This window comes from Pseudomonas sp. P129 (assembly GCF_020312195.1).
GTDB classification, from domain to species: domain Bacteria; phylum Pseudomonadota; class Gammaproteobacteria; order Pseudomonadales; family Pseudomonadaceae; genus Aquipseudomonas; species Aquipseudomonas fragariae.
The window spans coordinates 870,840-887,459 of the sequence record NZ_JAGPYS010000002.1 but is presented as its reverse complement, the minus strand read 5'-3'; the positions used below and the strand labels follow the sequence as shown (position 1 = coordinate 887,459).

Here is a 16,620-nt window from a genome sequence, read left to right as displayed (position 1 = left end):
GAGAGGTCTCGCGGGGCTTGGCGACTCGCTTGTTGTTAGTGACGGTCCAGCCAGACGGTCTGTGCATTACAGAATTCGTGCACACCGAAATGCGACAGTTCACGGCCAAAACCGCTTTTCTTTACGCCGCCGAAAGTGACGCGTGGATCGGTTGCGCAATAGCCATTGATGAATACGCCGCCGGTTTCCAGTTCGCCGGCCAGCTTCTGGGCCAGTTCCAGAGCATGTGCGGCGTCCCGCGCAGTTGTGATCGATGCCACGGGTCTAAGGCTGGAAACGTTAGTCATGACACCGTCCTGCAGGATGGGAATGGATGCATAGCTTCTAAGCAACAGCGCCGGTTTTGAATCAGATCGCGCGAGCCAAAATGGATTGCGCGCGACCAATGACCGGCGCATCGACCATTTGCCCATCCAGCACGAAAACGCCTTCACCTGAACGAGCGGCTTCGATAATGCGTTGCGCCCACTGCAATTCTTCCTGGCTTGGTTTTAGCGCCTGATGAATGATTGCGACTTGGGTTGGATGGATACACAGCGCGCCACCAAAGCCCATGTCGCGTGCAAAATGAACCGCGCGTAGTAGCCCAGCGGTGTCCTGGAACGACGGAAATACCCCATCCAACGCTGGAGCGAGCGCTGCAACCCGGGTGGCGAGCAAAACGGCGTAGCGCGCATGGCTAAGGATTTCTTCGGCGGCAGGGCTGCCAGTAGTCAGGTTCAGGTCCAGACCCAGATCCAGACTACCGAACGACAACCGCTCAACGCCTTGAGTGCCGGCAATTTCGTTGAGTGCTGACAAGCCCTTCGCGCTCTCGATGATTGGCCAAATCGGTTTTTCGGTACCGGCAGCTGTGGTGACCTGTTTCGCGCTTTCTGCTTTGGGCAGCAGAATTCCGATAACGCCAGCGTGGCGTCGGCAAAGATCCAGGTCCGCAACATGCGCCCAGTGATCCGGGGCATTCACTCGGACCAGAATTCGTGCATCCGGGGCTTCGCTCAGAAATGCGTCGAGGTTATCCCTCGCCTGCTCCTTGAGGTTTTCTTGCACGGCATCTTCCAAGTCAACGATGACCCGATCCGCCCCGGTGGCAATAGCTTTTGAGATGCGCTCTGGTCGAGTGGCCGGCACAAACAGGGCGGAGCGAACAAGTGATTTGCTCATGGCGTTGCTCCATTGCTGAACTCGATCTCTCCGATCTGTGCAGTGCCGTCCTGATTGCCAGCCCAGACCTGTGCCTTGCCGTTTTCGATTAGACGTCCGCCCACCTCGAAAGGCTTAGGCGAAATCAGAGGTCGTACTCCGCGGAATGCGAAACGCTCCAGACGCGCAGCTGGATGCGCTTTGGTAAAGGCACGCAAACTCAACGTGGCGATCAATGGACCATGTACCACCAGCCCCGGATAACCTTCGGTCTCTGTCACATACGGCCAGTCATAGTGAATACGATGACCATTGAAGGTCACTGCGGAATAGCGAAACAGCAGGGTTGGAGTGGGTTCTATCCGTTCCTGCCATTGGCCTTCAGGTAACGTTTCGGTACCGTTCAGTTTGGGCGGGGAAGCTTCACGGTAAACAATGTCCTGATCGTCTTGAAGGGCGCGTTTGCCGTCCTGGAAAAACTCATGGCGTACTGTGACGAACAATAAGGAACCCGTGCGACCGTGCTTCTCCTCGACGTTGAGGATGGTCGATACACAGGTCACTTCAGCATCCACTCTTAATGGCTGGAAAAACTCAATTCGGCTTCCCGCCCACATGCGATTGTGGTTATGGGCCGGCGGCAAAAATCCCCCCAGCGCTGGATGGCCGTCCGGCCCCAGTTCGCTGGCACCCACCGGCTCCTGAAAAAATGCCCAGTGCCACAGGGGCGGCAGCGGCTCACCGGGTTTTGGTGCCGACTCGCCCAATGTCGCGGCAATGCGTCTGACCAGAGTGAAACTGATCCGGTCCTGGCTTTCCTGACGTCGTCCAATCCAGGCGGAAAAATCGGAACTGTTGCTCATATTCTTTGCTCCAGTCGGTCAGTGATCAAGCCAGGGTGGCCATTTCTGGAATCGCTTCAAAAAGATCCGCCACCAGGCCGTAATCGGCCACCTGGAAGATCGGTGCTTCTTCGTCCTTGTTGATCGCAACGATCACTTTGGAGTCTTTCATGCCGGCCAGGTGCTGGATCGCGCCGGAGATACCGACGGCGATGTACAGCTGTGGCGCAACGATCTTGCCGGTCTGGCCGACCTGCATGTCGTTCGGTACGAAACCTGCGTCGACCGCTGCACGGGAAGCACCGACGGCAGCGCCCAGCTTGTCGGCCAGGGCGTACAGGTGTTTGAAGTTGTCGCCGTTCTGCATGCCGCGGCCGCCGGAAACGACGATCTTGGCAGCGGTCAGCTCAGGACGATCGGACTTGGCCAGCTCTTCGCTGACGAAGCTGGAAGTGCCGGCGTTGTGAGCAGCAGCAACCGCTTCAACAGCAGCCGAACCACCTTCAGCGGCAACCGGGTCGAAACCGGTTGCACGCACGGTGATCACTTTGATCGCAGCGGTCGATTGCACAGTAGCGATGGCGTTACCGGCGTAGATCGGACGCTTGAAGGTGTCAGCGCTTTCTACCGAGATGATCTCGGAAATCTGGTCAACGTCCAGCTGGGCGGCAACGCGCGGCAGGATGTTTTTGCCGTTGGAAGTGGCGGCAGCCAGGATGTGGCTGTAACCAGCGCCCAGTTCGGCTACCAGCGGAGCAACGTTTTCCGGCAGCTGATGCGCGTAGGCAGCATTGTCAGCGTTCAGGACTTTGCTCACGCCTGCGATTTTCGCGGCGGCTTCAGCCACGGCGCCAGCACCCTGGCCGGCAACCAGAACGTGGATGTCGCCGCCGATTTTGGCAGCGGCAGCCACGGTGTTCAGGGTGGCCGGAGCCAGCACTTTGTTGTCGTGTTCAGCAATAACCAAGATAGTCATTTAGATTACCTTCGCTTCGTTTTTCAGTTTCTCGACCAGTTCAGCCACCGACTTGACCTTGATGCCCGCGCTGCGTGCAGCCGGCGCTTCGACTTTCAGGGTCTTGTTGGTGGAGGCGGTGGAAACGCCCAAAGCGTCCGGAGTCAGCGTCTCGAGAGGCTTCTTCTTGGCTTTCATGATGTTTGGCAGGGACGCATAGCGCGGCTCGTTCAAACGCAGGTCGGTGGTGACGATCGCTGGCAACTTCAGGGAGACAGTCTGCGCGCCGCCGTCGATTTCGCGGGTCACGGCAACGCTGTCGCCGGAAACTTCGACTTTCGAGGCGAAAGTGCCCTGACCGTAGCCGCTCAGTGCAGCGAGCATCTGGCCGGTCTGGTTGTTGTCGCTGTCGATGGCCTGTTTGCCCAGGATCACCAGCTGAGGCTGTTCCTTGTCGACCACGGCCTTGAGCAGCTTGGCCACGGCCAGGGAAGTCAGGTCTTCAGCGGATTCGACGAGGATGGCGCGGTCGGCACCCAGAGCCAGTGCGGTACGCAGCTGTTCCTGAGCGGTGGACGGGCCGATGGAGACGACGACGATTTCAGTCGCAACGCCTTTTTCTTTCAGGCGTACGGCTTCTTCCACTGCGATTTCGCAGAACGGGTTCATCGACATCTTGACGTTGGCGAGGTCTACGCCGGAATTGTCCGCCTTGACGCGAACCTTGACGTTGTAGTCGACCACTCGTTTCACAGCTACCAGCATTTTCATTGGGCAGTGTTCTCTCGAAAAACTTTGATCGTTGCAGGCAGGCTTTTTATTTTCAGCTGAAGGCTAAATCGCCCCGGCTACGCGCATTTGTTCAATACGGTCTGTACCCAGCCCCAGTTCCCTGAGCACCTGTTCGGTGTGCTGACCTAGACCCGGTACGGCATCCATACGTGGCTCGAACGCGCTGTTGCTGCCGGGAGGTATCAAGCTCGGAACGGTACCGGCGGAGGTTTCGACTTCCCGCCAGCGATCACGCGCCTGAAGTTGCGGATGGTCCCAAACACCTTGCATGTCATTGACCCGAGCATTAGCAATTTGCGCATGCTCCAACCGATCAAACACGGCATCGAAATTGAGTGTGGAGAACGATTCAACGATGAGTGCCCGCAGCGCCTGGCGGTTTTCGACGCGCTTGAAGTTGGCAGAGAAACGTTCGTCTTTCGCCAGTTCAGGAGTAAGCAGTACCTTGTCGCAAAACAGCTGCCACTCACGCTCGTTCTGCAACCCCAGCATGACTGTGGTGCCGTCACCGATGGGGAAGGGACCATAGGGGTAAATTGTGGCGTGCGCGGCGCCGGCGCGAGGGGGAGGGGGAGAGCCGTCGTACGCGTAGTACATCGGGTAGTTCATCCACTCGACCAGGCTTTCCAGCATGGACACATCGAGGTGGCTGCCTTCGCCAGTGCGTCCACGCAACAGCAAGGCAGACAGAATTCCGGTGTAGGCGTACATGCCGGCCGCGATGTCAGCAATCGAGCAACCGGCCTTGGCCATTTCGTCTTCACCCGGTCCGCCGGTGACCGACAGGAAACCGCCTTCGCTCTGGATCAACAGGTCATAGGCTTTTTTCTTTTCATACGGGCCGCCTGCGCCGTAGCCTGAAATGTCACAAACGATCAGGCGCGGAAACCGCTGATGCAAAGCCTCAAATGAAAGTCCCATTCGTGCTGCGGCACCCGGCGCCAGGTTCTGCACCAGGACATCGGCAGTGGCCAGCAAGCTGTCCAGCACCTCGGTGGCCGAATCTTGTTTCAGATCGAGGGTCAGGCTTTCTTTCGAGCGATTGGTCCAGACGAAGTGCGAGGCGAGACCGTTGACGCGTTGGTCGTACCCTCTGGCGAAATCACCGGTGCCTGGGCGTTCGACCTTGATCACACGCGCGCCAAGATCGGCCAATTGTCGGGTGCAGAAGGGCGCTGCAATCGCATGCTCAAGGCTGACGACGGTAACGCCATCGAGCGGACGGATGCCTTTGGGTTGGCTCATGATTATTATCTCTCTTGTCATGGCTCCCCAGTCGCGTCTGCTTGGGCCGACGCACTGGGCTATACGCTTATTCCTTAAAAGGAGCGCGGCAGTTCGAGCAGGTGTTCGGCAACGTACGACAGGATCAGATTGGTGGAGATGGGAGCAACCTGATACAGACGGGTTTCACGGAATTTGCGCTCGACGTCGTACTCGCAGGCAAAACCAAAACCGCCGTGGGTCTGCAAGCACGCATTGGCGGCTTCCCACGAGGCTTTCGCCGCCAGGTACTTGGCCATATTGGCACTGGCCCCGGCGTTGATACCGCTGTCGTATTCCTCGCAAGCACGCCAGCGCATCAGGTCAGCCGCTTCGATTTCAATGTGTGCTTCAGCGATGGGGAACTGAACGCCCTGGTTCTGCCCGATAGGGCGTCCGAACACGACGCGATCACGCGCATAGGCGCTGGCTTTTTCGATAAACCAGCGACCGTCACCAATGCATTCGGCTGCGATCAGTGTGCGCTCGGCGTTCAGTCCGTCCAGAATGTAGCGGAAACCTTTGCCTTCCTCGCCGATGAGGCTATCGGCAGGAATTTCCAGGTTGTCGAAGAACAGCTCGTTGGTTTCGTGATTGACCATGTTGGCGATCGGCTGCACGGTCATGCCGTTGCCAATGGCCTCGCGTAGATCGACGAGAAAGATCGACATACCTTCGGATTTTTTCTTCACGTCGGTCAAAGGCGTGGTACGCGCCAGCAAGATCATCAGATCGGAGTGCTGGACGCGCGAGATCCAGACCTTCTGCCCGTTGATCACATACTTGTCACCTTTGCGCACGGCGGTGGTCTTTATCTTTGTAGTGTCGGTACCGGTAGTGGGTTCGGTGACGCCCATCGATTGCAGGCGCAATTCGCCGCTGGCCAGTTTCGGCAGGTAGTAGCTTTTCTGCGCCTCGCTGCCGTGTCGTAGCAGGGTGAACATGTTGTACATCTGGCCGTGCACGGTGCCGGAATTACCGCCGCAGCGGTTCACTTCTTCCAGGATTACCGAGGCCTCAGCCAACCCGAGGCCGGAGCCACCATATTCGACAGGGATCATCGCTGCCAGCCAACCTGCGTCGGTCAGTGCCTTGACGAAGGTTTCCGGAAAGCCTTTTTCTTCGTCGACTTTGCGCCAGTAAGCCGCATCGAATTCAGCGCACAGAGCGCGTACGCCCTCGCGGATGGCATTGAGTTCTTCAGAGTTACGGTCAGTCATTTTTATTCTCCTCAACGCGTCACGCACGGTAACTGCCCTGCGTGACCGGGGCCGAGCAAAGAGCAATCAGATCGGGTTGAAACCCAAGGCGGCACGAAAGCGATTCTTGACGTAATGACCATCGCGCGGCGGCAGCACCCGGGGCGGGTTCTCCGCTTTGATCTTTATCGTCGCGAGCTTGACGCCGTCGCGGCTCGCAAAGCGCTCGCGCAAGTTATGTACGCCTTCCATGTCGCGGATCTCATCGGTCCAACTGAAGCCGCAAGTTTTCGCCACCTGGTCCAGGGAAATACCAAAGCCGGCGTGGCTGACTTGCATGCCGGTTTCACCAAAGTGACCGTTATCCAGCACAGCGATGGTCAGGTTGGCAGGCTTCTGCAGTGCCACCGTGGCCAGTGCGCCGAATCCCATGAGCAACTCGCCGTCACCGGTGACCACCACCACCGACTTGTCTGGCTGCGCATTCGCCAGGCCCAGGCCCACAGTGATTGCGCTGCCCATGGCGGCCCAGAGGTAATAATTCAGATCGTTGTCACCGGCGGCCATCACGTCATAGGACGCGGAGCCCAGCCCCGTCACGACCAGCACGTCTTTGCGGTCGGCCAGTAAGGCCTTGACCACTTCGCGGCGGCACAGAGTGTGGTTTGCGCTTACTTGACCCATTTCTTTTCTCCAATCAGGCGCTGGCCGAGCAGCAGGGCAGTGGACGAATCACCGTTGAAGGCCATGGTCGCGGCACCGTGCAGCAACGGGGCGACGTCTTCCGGGACGTCCGCGCGCCAGGTCATCACTTTCATCAGATTCAGGGAGGCTTCTGTGGCCTGGCCCATCGGGTTCTGCCACGCGTTGAATTCGGCCCAGTCGCCGCGCATTGTGACCACCATCAACAGCGGAAAGCCTGCGCAGACTTGCAGAGCGAGAGTGTTGATGCAGTTACCGACTCCGCTGGATTGCATCAGGAGGGCACCACGCTCTCCACCAAGCCATGCGCCGGCGAGATAGCCGATGCCTTCTTCCTCGGTGGTGAGGACAACGGCCTTGATGTCCGGGTCCGCATACGACATGCGGATCGCCGCCGAGTGGCCTGCATCCGGTACGAAGACCACGTGTTTGACGTCGTGGGCCTTGAGCACGCGGAACACGTCCTCTTGCCAATTCTGTCCCACGGTGTGTTCAGCTTCTGTTGACATGCCAATCTCCCAAGCAGTGCTGCTTTTGTGTTTTCACCCATTCTGGGAGGGATGGAGGAGAAGGACGACTACCGTTTTTGTCTTTGAGATATGCCCATTTTGTATAGCTAGGGGGGAATGCGTGGCCTGTTGGGCAACGGCGATAGCCACGCATTATGGGAAGGGAAATGATTAACGCAGAGAGGGGCAGGACGTACGGAATCGCCTCGCGCTCCCTACGCAATGAAGCGTCATCCATAGCGTAGGCAATGCGAATGTAAGGGAAGGCCAAAAGCGCTTCCATGCACCACTGCCACATCCGCGTCGTCGAGCAGCGCCTGCGCGACATCTTTGTCGGTGTGCAGTACTCGGCCGGTATCAAGAGGCCCGTCTTTGACTCAAGTCAGTTCAAGGATCTTGATCTGGATTGCAGGCATGGCCAAACCGGGAAAGGTAACCAAGGTTCATCAAGAGCATTCATCACAAGTAGCATCGGTATCCGCTATCCAGTGATTTTAAAAGGGCCCATGGATCATCATGGGCCCTTTCAAAAAACCACGGTAATCGTCAGTGCCTCAGATCCTGGCAGCCTGCGATTTGATGCAGCCCCTCAGTCCGGTGCGTTCTTCGATCTCACCCGAGCCGCTGATGTAACCATAGCGGGACAGGTTGGGCATTAGCGTCGCTGCGATGAACGTGATGGTTACTACGGCCGCGACGTAGAAGAAGAAATACTCCTCAATACCCTGCGACCGAAGCGACAAGGCGACGTATTCGGCGGTGCCACCGAATGCCGCGTTGCCGACGGCATAAGGAAAGCCCACACCCAATGCACGTACCGCTGGCGGGAACAGTTCAGCTTTGACGATACCGGCAATCGGGGTGTAGAGCGACGCGATTGCCAGGCCGCCAAATACCAGCAGGAACGCTGTAAATGGACTGCTGACTGATTGCAGTGAATAGAGCAGGGGGATCACCAGTAGCATGGCCAACCCGGAAAACAACAACATATGGACCTTGATTCCGATTCGGTCGGCGAGCAGACCAAAGAGTGGCTGACAAAACATGAAACCGACCAGGGCGGCCGTCATGATGAAGCTCACCGTTTCCGGACTAAACCCCGCAGAGATCACCAGAAATTTCTGCATGTAGGTGGTGAAGGTGTAGAAGTAAAGTGAACCGCCAATGGTAAACGCGACCACCAGTGCCACTGCGCGTTTGTGTTTGAACATGCCACGTAGCGAGCCGGCATCTTTGCGGTTCATTTCTTTTTTTGTGGCGGTTTCATGCATCGCGCGACGCAAATACACGACTACGATAGAACTAAAGGCGCCGATGAAAAAAGGAATTCTCCAGCCCCATTCCCGCAATTCCTCGCCGGTAAGGGTTTGTTGAAGTATGACCACGGTCATCAGGGCGAGGAGTTGGCCTGCGATGATGGTGAAGTACTGGAATGATCCATAGAAACAACGACGCCCAGGTGTCGCGATTTCACTGATGTAGGTGGCGCCGGTGCCGTACTCCGCGCCGACTGACAGACCCTGAATCAGCCTGGCAACGACAAGCAAAACTGGCGCCGCCACACCGATGGTTTCATAGGTCGGCATGACGGCAATCAACAAGGAACCGGCGCACATCATGAACACCGAGATAATCATCGATACCTTGCGGCCGCGGGTATCAGCAATCCAGCCAAAAATCCAACCGCCGAGCGGCCGCATGAAAAAGCCGACGGCGAAGACGCCGGCGGTTGCGAGCAACTGACTGGTGGTGTCGCCTTTGGGGAAAAACGAGCTCGCAAAATAGATGGCGGTATAGGCGTAAATGAAAAAGTCGTACCACTCCACCAGATTGCCCGAGCAGGCACCCATGATGGCTCTGACACGATTCGGACTTTTCATCTGATCGGACTTTTCAGTGTGGCGTGTTGAGTCGCTGGTTGATGCAGACATTTTGTTCACCCTTGTTTCAAGGCGAGACGATACGAGGCCCACGCTGATGCGTGTCCGACGTTGCTAGCTCGATGGGTTGATGTGCTTAACGCAAGTGCTGTGACCCTTCGACGACCAAGGCACATGAAGCGGGGGGGCGTATATGAGAGGTCAGCTGTTCGCTGACTGTATAAGGCGGGTCGGTCAGGTAACGGGAAAGGTAGTAAATCATGGCGGCAAGCCCTCGAATCTTATTCTTGTAGTCAGTCGATCGCTCTTGGCGTCGACGTTGATTGCACGCTACCGCAGAGTGACGAGGGTAATAAGCCGTCAGCCAGGTCTAACTGATATACCGAAATTCTATAGCTTGTCTTGCAGCCCCTGCGGGCTGGGGGATACAGCCGGCTATAAAGCCATTAGGTCCCATGCGACGCGGGCCCTGTGGCATTTCAGGAAACGCTAATGCGTTTACACTCATACTACTTCGACGCATTTCGCGCCGAGCCCGACTTTGACTGGCCTGGTAATGGATGTCGTTCAACTCAAAACCTTGATTCATGTGGCCGAGCTAGGCAGTCTCAGCAAGGCCTCAGACCGGCTTCACATCGCACAACCGGCACTCAGCCGACAAATTCGAATGCTAGAAAAAGAACTCGGCACCTACCTGTTTGATCGGCATGGACGAGGCATGGAGATTACCGATGCTGGTCGCGAGGTGCTGGCGCATGCCACTCGAATCATGGAAGAAATGGAATCCATTCGAAGTTCAGTGGTGGGCGGAAAGACCTCTTTTCGGGGAACGGTCGTCATCGGTACGACGCCGACGGTAGCGGAAATTGTCACCGTTCCTTTAGTGCGCAAAATCAAAGAGGCGCATCCGAATCTTGCCGTCAGGTTTTCCTCGGCCTTCAGCGGTTATCTGCTGGATTGGGTTCAGCGTGGCGAATTGGAACTGGCGATTTCTTACGATCCCCAACCCCTGCATACGCTGCGTATCGTGCCGGTGATGATGGAAAACTTGCTGCTGGTCGGACCTGCCAGTGCCAAGCTGCGCCTGGATGTGCCGGTGTCATTCGAGTCTTTGGCCGAGCAGCAGTTGGTGTTGCCAAGCGCCCGCCACAGTCTTCGCGTGATTCTGGATAATTGTGCGCGAGAAGTCGGCATCAAGCTCAAAACCAGCGTTGAAGCTGACTCCTTCGGCGCGATGATTGACCTGGTTCGTAATGGCTTCGGTTTGACAGCTTTGCCACTGGCATCAATTTACGCCCAAATCGAAGCTGGTGTGCTCAGTGCCGCCCCCTTGGTTGACCCTATTCCCATGCGCAAACTTGTTCAGGTTTTTCCTGCCGACAGGCGTGTCAGTCCGGCTGCCAAATTCGTCGGGGATGCCTTCATCGAAATTGCTGCCGACCTGGTCAATCGTAAGATTTGGGCTGGGCACATGCTTTGAGCCAACGGATTCGTTGGCCAGGTGAATCGTTCGTTTAAACGTAATTGCTCAGCTACTCACTCTATCCGCCTTTCTCACCACTGATGACATTGTCTTGAATCAACAAACACGACTGCCTGGCGTATTCGGCATTTTCATTTTGGGGATGCTGCAGGTTCTGGTCTGGGGAGGCTCGTTCTTCCTGATGGCCGTCATGGCCGACTCGATCATGAAAGAAACCGGCTGGGCCAGCCAATGGGTGTATGGCGCACTGTCTCTGAGCATTCTGGTTTCCGCGATGCTGGCGCCGTTGACCAGCCGGCTTATTGCCCAGTATGGCGGTCGCCCTATTCTGGCCAGTAGCGGTCTGGGCGTCGCCATCGGGTTGTTTCTGATGGCCAGTTCGACCTCGTTGCCGATGTTTTTTTTGTCTTGGGCTGTAATAGGTGTCGGTATGGCGCTGGGGTTGTATGAAGCGCTATTCGCCGCTTGAACAGCTGATCAATATCGAAACCGGGATGCGCGGCTTTGTCATTGCTTCAAAGGATGCGTTTCTGGAGCCATTGGTGGCGGGGGAGAAGCGCTTCATCGAAGAACTCGATTCGCTCAAGCGTCTGACAGCTGACAATGCGGAACAGCAGCGCCGCCTGGCTGCTCTGGGTGACACCCAGAAACGCTGGCTTGATGAAGATGTCAATCCGATCATCGCCCTGCGCCGCGATCTGACTGCACGCAATATGCCTGATGATGAATTGGATGCACGCATCACCTCGGGTGCCGACAAGGCCAAGATGGACAGCATGCGCGCTTTACTTGCCGAGATCAGCGGTGCCGAGCAGAAGTTGCTGGTTCAGCGTAGCCAGGACATGACGGACGCCAAGCATTTGGCGATCCTGATCCTGATGTGCGGCGGCCTGGCCGCGGCTGTTCTCGCGATGATCCTTGCCGCTGTATTGGGGCGCAGTACCACGGCGCGTTTGCAACTGGCCATTGATGCCGCAACGGCAATTGCCAATGGCAAGCTGGACACCGTGATCGATACCAGCAGCCACGACGAACTGCCGAAAGCCTTTGATCGTATGCAGAATCGCCTGCGCGAGATGATTCAACAGATCAGCCAGGCCGCCAATCAACTGGTCGTCGCCGTGCAACAGATTTCCGGTGCCTCCGAGCAACTGTCCGGTGCTATCCAGGAACAGTCGACGTCCGCCTCGGCGATGGCGGCCACGATCGAAGAGCTGACCGTCAGCATCCATCACGTTTCCGAAAACGCCGACGAGGCGCATGAACTCGCCAGTCGTTCAGGGCAACAGTCGAAGGACGGTGCGCAGGTCATCGAAAATACCCTGTCCAGCATGAATGGCATCGCCCGGACCGTGCAGCTTTCCTCTACTCAGGTCGCAGGCCTGGGTCAGCACTCCGAGCACATTTCATCGATCGTCAGCGTGATTCAGGGCATTGCCGACCAGACCAACCTGCTGGCCCTCAACGCTGCCATCGAAGCTGCTCGTGCCGGTGAACAAGGCCGTGGCTTTGCAGTGGTTGCCGACGAAGTGCGCCTGCTGGCGCAGAACACCGGCAAGTCCACCAAGGAAATCGCCGGGATGATCGAGAAAATTCAGGCGGGTGTACGGGAAACCGTCGAGAGCATGCGTAGCGGCGTTCAGGAAGTGAACGAAGGCGTCGAAATGGCGGGCACCGCCGGTCAAGCGATCATCGAGATTCGCGACAGTTCGGGCAAGGTTCTGCAAGTGGTCGACCAGATATCCTTCGCGCTGCGTGAGCAAACCGCAGCGAGCCAGGATGTCGCACGTAGCGTCGAGCGCTCCGCGCAAATGGCTGAACAGAACAACATATCGGTTCAGGAATTGCTCAAGACCAGCGGCGGCCTGAAGAACCTCGCTACCAGCCTGCAGACGGAAGTGGGAAAGTTTCGGCTTTAAGGTCTGAAGACACATCTCGTCAGCAGGATCACCCTGCTGAAACCCCCGGTATTAGTCGAAGCGCTGATACCGGTTTTTTTTGCATATTCAAAAAACGCGCCTAACCTTTGATGCGCTGGATGACGATCCCGAGCAGCGCATCGAAATTCATGCAATGAAATGGCAGCGCGGATTCTCTCAGGGCTGACGATTTTTTACGTCAATGCTGAGCCAGAATACTGTCCAGCAGACCCGGGAAACGGCTCTCAAGCATCTGTTTGCGAAGCGAGTTCATGTGCGTGGTGCCAACATTGCGCGTCTGTACAAGCCCGGCGTCGCGCAGCACGCGGAAGTGATGGGACATGCTGGATTTGGGGCGTCCGCCGTCCAGTTCGCCGCAGGTGGCCTCTGCAACGCCGGCCAGGCAGCGCACGATTCCCATGCGAACGGGATCACTCAAGGCATAGAGTACGCGTTCGAGTGTGAGGTCTTCAGGATCGGGGTGTTGGAAGGTTCGCATGGTGGGGATGATATCAAGGCTTCCGTTTATTGCCATAGTTCGATTACCATCGAACAACTGAAATCAAAAGTCATCTGGCCTACGGGAGCTTTCCAATGTCTGCATTGTTCGAACCCTTCAAACTGAAAGACGTCACGCTGCGCAACCGAATCGCCATTCCTCCGATGTGCCAGTACTCGGCAACCGAAGGTGTTATCAACGACTGGCACCACGTGCATCTGGCCAGCATGGCACGCGGTGGTGCGGGTCTGTTGGTGGTCGAAGCTACCGCCGTTGCGCCGGAAGGGCGTATTACCCCCGGTTGCACCGGTATCTGGAATGACGAACAGGCGCAGGCATTCGTGCCTGTCGTCAAAGCCATCAAGGCCGCAGGGTGCGTACCGGGTATTCAGATTGCTCACGCCGGTCGCAAGGCCAGCGCCAATCGTCCATGGGAAGGCGATGACCATATCGCGGCGTCCGATTCGCGCGGCTGGGACACCATCGCGCCGTCCGCCATCGCGTTCGGTGCCAACCTGCCGAAAGTCCCGCGCGCCATGACCCTGGACGATATCGCGCGTGTTCGCCAGAACTTCGTCGATGCTGCGCGTCGCGCACGCGATGCCGGCTTTGAATGGATCGAGCTGCATTTTGCCCACGGTTATCTGGGGCAGAGCTTCTTCTCCGAGCACTCCAACCAGCGCACCGATGAGTACGGCGGCAGCTTCGATAACCGTAGCCGTTTCCTGCTGGAAACCCTGGCTGCAGTGCGTGAAGTCTGGCCTGAGAACCTGCCGCTGACCGCACGTTTTGGCGTGATCGAGTACGACGGTCGCGACGAGCAGACTCTGGCAGAGTCGATCGAACTGGCGCGCCGCTTCAAGGCTGGCGGGCTGGATCTGTTGAGCGTCAGCGTCGGTTTCAGCACCCCGGATGCCAACATTCCGTGGGGGCCTGCGTTCATGGGGCCGATCGCCGAGCGTGTGCGTCGTGAGGCGGACATTCCCGTGACCAGCGCCTGGGGTTTTGGCGAGCCCAAGCTCGCTGAAGAAGCGGTCAAGTCAGGCCAGCTCGATCTGGTCTCGATTGGTCGTGCACATCTGGCCGACCCTCATTGGGCCTACTTCGCAGCGAAAGAACTGGGCGTTGAAAAATCGGCCTGGACCTTGCCTGCACCTTACGCTCACTGGCTTGAACGTTATCGCTGAGTAAGCCTGATCTGAAAGGATGCACTCTTTGGTGGCGCCTACAGTGTATGCATCTTCTCGTCAGATGAAGTGGTGGGAGGCATTTGCCAACCACCACCCAGCGCTTTGAATACGGCGACCGCCGCCTGCGCGGATTCGACCTGGGCCTGCGCCTTGGCGTCAGCGACCTGCAGCATTTTCTCGTCGGCGCGCAGCACCTCGATCAAGCTGGCGGCACCTTTGCTATAGCTTGCGAATGACGATTGCCGGGCTGAAGCAAGTGCAGTTTCGCCTTTACCCAGCATTGCAGCTTGAGTTTCGCGACTGGCCAACGAAGAAAAAGCGTTTTCAACGTCCTCAGTGGCGCGCAAAACTGACTGTCGATAAGCCGCCAGAGCCTCTGCCTCTTGTCCTTTGGCTTGACTGATCCGGGCGTTCACCCGGCCGAAATCAAAAAGCCTCCAGCGAAGCCCCAAAATACCTGCTGACTGACTGGCACCACCGGTAAACAGATTGCCGCTCGACACGGCTGTGGCGCTGCCCAGCAATGCGCTGAGTGAGAGTTTGGGATAATACTCGCTGATCGCCACGCCGATACGCGCGTTCGACGCGGCGAGGCGCCGCTCGGCCACGATCAGATCAGGTCTGCGACGGAGGAGATCGGCTGGCGTTCCTGTCGACGTCAGCTCGGGTGCGTGTGGGATTCGACCCGTTTCAGCCAGAGAGCCCCGATGAGTGCCAGGCGGTACGCCCAGCATCACGTCAAGCGCGTTCATTGCAGCGTCGAGACCGGTTTGCAGAATCGGCACTGTTGCCTGCACCTGTAGAAGCTCAGCTTCGATCTGACGAACTTCATAGTCAGGGGACAGACCACGCTCATGGAGGAGCTGGACTTTTTCCAGAAGGTCTTGCCGGGTTTTAAGTTGTCGGTTCGTGATCGCCAGCCTGGCTTGCAGACCACGGATGTTAATGTAGGTATCGGCGGTCCGGGCTGCCACAGCGAGCCTGGCAGCCGCGACACCTGCCTGCGAAGCTTGATATTCAGCCAGCGCAGCCTGTCGACTGCGTTTCAAACCGCCAAAAACGTCCAGCTCCCAGCTTGCGGTCAGATTGGCTTCATAGGCATTGCCATAACGATCGTAGCCAGGTGCCGAGTTCAGCACCTGGCCGAGTGGAGTCTCTACCGATTGATGAGCCCGCGCCGTCTGTGCATCGATGTTGCCCGACGGGAGCAGGGCGGCGGTTGCCGCATCTGCTCCGGCGCGTGCCTGAGCCAGTTGCGCGCTGGCTTGAGCGAGATCGAGGTTCTGCGCCAGTGCGCGTGACACGAAGCTGCTCAGTAACGGATCATCAAAACCGTCCCACCACGCGGCACTGACAAGCGGATGCGCGGTAATATTCGCAGCGCCACGTGGTTGAGTCAGATAGCGGTCAGGCAGGGGCGCATCCGGGCGCTGGTAATCCGGACCCACGGCGCAGCCCGACAGCAGGCCGGTGCTCATGACCAGTACATAAGTACAAAGCGTGCGCATGGAAATTCCTTGAGATGATCAGGTCGTGACTATATTACGATTCGGTCACTTGTTGTCAATGAGTGTTCACATAGCTAAGCTGGAAACATGACTAATCAAATCAAGACATCGCCAACACGTGGTCCCTCCGACCACAGCGTTCGCGATCAGGTTGTCGAAGCGGCAACACAGCATTTCGGCCACTACGGCTATGAGAAAACCACGGTCTCCGATCTGGCCAAGGCCATCGGTTTTTCCAAGGCCTACATCTACAAGTTCTTCGACTCCAAGCAAGCCATCGGCGAAGTGATCTGCTCGAACCGGCTGGCGATGATCATGGCGCTGGTGAACTCGGCCATCAGCGACGCACCAACGGCCTCCGAAAGGCTGCGGCGCCTGTTCCGCTCGCTTGCGGAGGCGGGTAGCGATCTGTTTTTTCACGACCGGAAGCTGTATGACATAGCCGCTGTCGCAGGCCGTGATCAGTGGCCTTCTGCTGCCGCGCACGACGAACGTATTCGCCAGCTCATCCAGCAAATCGTTCTTGAGGGCAGGGAGTCCGGAGAGTTCGAGCGCAAGACACCTCTGGATGAGGCCGTTCAGGCCATTCACCTGGTCATGCGTCCGTACATCAACCCGGTGCAATTGCAATACAACCTCGACATCGTGTCGACGGCCCCGGTCCATCTGTCGGCGTTGATACTGCGAAGTCTGGCACCCTGAATTTGTGACCATTGACTAATTTGGTCACTTTACG

At 57.5% G+C, this 16,620-nt stretch carries 15 protein-coding genes and 3 pseudogenes; 5 read left to right on the top strand and 13 right to left on the bottom strand.

Annotation, left to right across the window (positions count from 1 at the left end):
* Positions 1-35: 35 nt before the first annotated feature.
* From KBY02_RS09090 to KBY02_RS09040, 11 genes and pseudogenes are all read right to left on the bottom strand, one after another.
* A pseudogene (locus KBY02_RS09090) lies at positions 36-263 on the bottom strand (aldehyde dehydrogenase family protein); the annotation flags it as partial.
* A gap of 85 nt (positions 264-348) precedes the next feature.
* Positions 349-1,164, bottom strand: a complete 816-nt coding sequence (locus KBY02_RS09085) for an HpcH/HpaI aldolase/citrate lyase family protein (protein ID WP_011267473.1) — start codon at positions 1,162-1,164, stop codon at positions 349-351.
* Entirely contained in the window at positions 1,161-2,006 is an 846-nt protein-coding gene (locus tag KBY02_RS09080; RefSeq protein WP_225650209.1) for a MaoC family dehydratase N-terminal domain-containing protein, read from the bottom strand. The genes KBY02_RS09085 and KBY02_RS09080 overlap by 4 nt, the downstream gene beginning before the upstream one ends.
* 25 nt (positions 2,007-2,031) lie before the next feature.
* A complete protein-coding gene (locus KBY02_RS09075; protein ID WP_011267475.1) occupies positions 2,032-2,961 on the bottom strand; it encodes an electron transfer flavoprotein subunit alpha/FixB family protein in 930 nt (309 codons plus the stop codon).
* The gene (locus KBY02_RS09070) at positions 2,962-3,711 is read right to left on the bottom strand and encodes an electron transfer flavoprotein subunit beta/FixA family protein (RefSeq protein WP_011267476.1); all 750 of its coding nucleotides are present in this window, start codon (positions 3,709-3,711) and stop codon (positions 2,962-2,964) included. It lies immediately after the preceding gene.
* A gap of 63 nt (positions 3,712-3,774) precedes the next feature.
* Positions 3,775-4,977: a CaiB/BaiF CoA transferase family protein gene (locus tag KBY02_RS09065; protein WP_024652272.1), complete on the bottom strand. Its 1,203-nt coding sequence runs from the start codon at positions 4,975-4,977 to the stop codon at positions 3,775-3,777.
* 74 nt (positions 4,978-5,051) lie between these two features.
* Complete coding sequence (locus tag KBY02_RS09060) at positions 5,052-6,215, bottom strand: acyl-CoA dehydrogenase family protein (protein WP_003442215.1); 1,164 nt, start codon at positions 6,213-6,215, stop codon at positions 5,052-5,054.
* Positions 6,216-6,281: 66 nt separating this feature from the next.
* Entirely contained in the window at positions 6,282-6,878 is a 597-nt protein-coding gene (locus KBY02_RS09055; protein ID WP_011267478.1) for a thiamine pyrophosphate-dependent enzyme, read from the bottom strand.
* Entirely contained in the window at positions 6,866-7,405 is a 540-nt protein-coding gene (locus tag KBY02_RS09050; RefSeq protein ID WP_011267479.1) for a thiamine pyrophosphate-binding protein, read from the bottom strand. The genes KBY02_RS09055 and KBY02_RS09050 overlap by 13 nt, the downstream gene beginning before the upstream one ends.
* A gap of 171 nt (positions 7,406-7,576) precedes the next feature.
* Positions 7,577-7,758: pseudogene (locus tag KBY02_RS09045) on the bottom strand (aminotransferase class I/II-fold pyridoxal phosphate-dependent enzyme); the annotation flags it as partial.
* 201 nt (positions 7,759-7,959) lie between these two features.
* Positions 7,960-9,336, bottom strand: coding sequence for an MFS family transporter (locus tag KBY02_RS09040; RefSeq protein WP_011267480.1), 1,377 nt, complete (start codon positions 9,334-9,336; stop codon positions 7,960-7,962).
* A 505-nt stretch (positions 9,337-9,841) separates the two neighbouring features.
* Here KBY02_RS09040 and KBY02_RS09035 point away from each other — a divergent pair.
* From KBY02_RS09035 to KBY02_RS09025, 3 genes and pseudogenes are all read left to right on the top strand, one after another.
* Complete coding sequence (locus KBY02_RS09035) at positions 9,842-10,765, top strand: LysR substrate-binding domain-containing protein (protein ID WP_011267481.1); 924 nt, start codon at positions 9,842-9,844, stop codon at positions 10,763-10,765.
* A gap of 145 nt (positions 10,766-10,910) precedes the next feature.
* A pseudogene (locus KBY02_RS09030) lies at positions 10,911-11,234 on the top strand (MFS transporter); the annotation flags it as partial.
* Positions 11,215-12,687: a methyl-accepting chemotaxis protein gene (locus tag KBY02_RS09025; RefSeq protein ID WP_225650207.1), complete on the top strand. Its 1,473-nt coding sequence runs from the start codon at positions 11,215-11,217 to the stop codon at positions 12,685-12,687. The pseudogene KBY02_RS09030 and the gene KBY02_RS09025, both read left to right, overlap by 20 nt.
* A 199-nt stretch (positions 12,688-12,886) precedes the next feature.
* Here the strand turns inward: KBY02_RS09025 and KBY02_RS09020 are convergent, their stop codons facing one another.
* The gene (locus KBY02_RS09020) at positions 12,887-13,222 is read right to left on the bottom strand and encodes an ArsR/SmtB family transcription factor (protein ID WP_011267489.1); all 336 of its coding nucleotides are present in this window, start codon (positions 13,220-13,222) and stop codon (positions 12,887-12,889) included.
* A gap of 59 nt (positions 13,223-13,281) precedes the next feature.
* Between KBY02_RS09020 and KBY02_RS09015 the strand changes: the two genes are divergently transcribed.
* Positions 13,282-14,373: an NADH:flavin oxidoreductase/NADH oxidase gene (locus tag KBY02_RS09015; RefSeq protein ID WP_024641380.1), complete on the top strand. Its 1,092-nt coding sequence runs from the start codon at positions 13,282-13,284 to the stop codon at positions 14,371-14,373.
* A gap of 38 nt (positions 14,374-14,411) precedes the next feature.
* On the opposite strand, the gene KBY02_RS09010 is transcribed toward KBY02_RS09015, so the two are convergent.
* Positions 14,412-15,884, bottom strand: a complete 1,473-nt coding sequence (locus tag KBY02_RS09010; RefSeq protein WP_225650205.1) for an efflux transporter outer membrane subunit — start codon at positions 15,882-15,884, stop codon at positions 14,412-14,414.
* An 87-nt stretch (positions 15,885-15,971) separates the two neighbouring features.
* On the opposite strand from KBY02_RS09010, the gene KBY02_RS09005 reads away from it, so the two are divergent.
* Positions 15,972-16,586: a TetR/AcrR family transcriptional regulator gene (locus KBY02_RS09005; protein ID WP_060400716.1), complete on the top strand. Its 615-nt coding sequence runs from the start codon at positions 15,972-15,974 to the stop codon at positions 16,584-16,586.
* Positions 16,587-16,620: the final 34 nt, after the last annotated feature.

What these genes read in the sequence shown, in the direction of transcription:
- KBY02_RS09080 (WP_225650209.1), bottom strand. Translation starts at nt 2,006, where the DNA reads ATGAGCAACAGTTCCGATTTTTCCGCCTGGATTGGACGACGTCAGGAA.
- KBY02_RS09055 (WP_011267478.1), bottom strand. Translation starts at nt 6,878, where the DNA reads ATGGGTCAAGTAAGCGCAAACCACACTCTGTGCCGCCGCGAAGTGGTC.
- KBY02_RS09015 (WP_024641380.1), top strand. Translation starts at nt 13,282, where the DNA reads ATGTCTGCATTGTTCGAACCCTTCAAACTGAAAGACGTCACGCTGCGC.
- KBY02_RS09050 (WP_011267479.1), bottom strand. Translation starts at nt 7,405, where the DNA reads ATGTCAACAGAAGCTGAACACACCGTGGGACAGAATTGGCAAGAGGAC.
- KBY02_RS09020 (WP_011267489.1), bottom strand. Translation starts at nt 13,222, where the DNA reads ATGGCAATAAACGGAAGCCTTGATATCATCCCCACCATGCGAACCTTC.
- KBY02_RS09005 (WP_060400716.1), top strand. Translation starts at nt 15,972, where the DNA reads ATGACTAATCAAATCAAGACATCGCCAACACGTGGTCCCTCCGACCAC.
- KBY02_RS09085 (WP_011267473.1), bottom strand. Translation starts at nt 1,164, where the DNA reads ATGAGCAAATCACTTGTTCGCTCCGCCCTGTTTGTGCCGGCCACTCGA.
- KBY02_RS09035 (WP_011267481.1), top strand. Translation starts at nt 9,842, where the DNA reads ATGGATGTCGTTCAACTCAAAACCTTGATTCATGTGGCCGAGCTAGGC.
- KBY02_RS09065 (WP_024652272.1), bottom strand. Translation starts at nt 4,977, where the DNA reads ATGAGCCAACCCAAAGGCATCCGTCCGCTCGATGGCGTTACCGTCGTC.
- KBY02_RS09040 (WP_011267480.1), bottom strand. Translation starts at nt 9,336, where the DNA reads ATGTCTGCATCAACCAGCGACTCAACACGCCACACTGAAAAGTCCGAT.
- KBY02_RS09075 (WP_011267475.1), bottom strand. Translation starts at nt 2,961, where the DNA reads ATGACTATCTTGGTTATTGCTGAACACGACAACAAAGTGCTGGCTCCG.
- KBY02_RS09025 (WP_225650207.1), top strand. Translation starts at nt 11,215, where the DNA reads ATGAAGCGCTATTCGCCGCTTGAACAGCTGATCAATATCGAAACCGGG.
- KBY02_RS09060 (WP_003442215.1), bottom strand. Translation starts at nt 6,215, where the DNA reads ATGACTGACCGTAACTCTGAAGAACTCAATGCCATCCGCGAGGGCGTA.
- KBY02_RS09010 (WP_225650205.1), bottom strand. Translation starts at nt 15,884, where the DNA reads ATGCGCACGCTTTGTACTTATGTACTGGTCATGAGCACCGGCCTGCTG.
- KBY02_RS09070 (WP_011267476.1), bottom strand. Translation starts at nt 3,711, where the DNA reads ATGAAAATGCTGGTAGCTGTGAAACGAGTGGTCGACTACAACGTCAAG.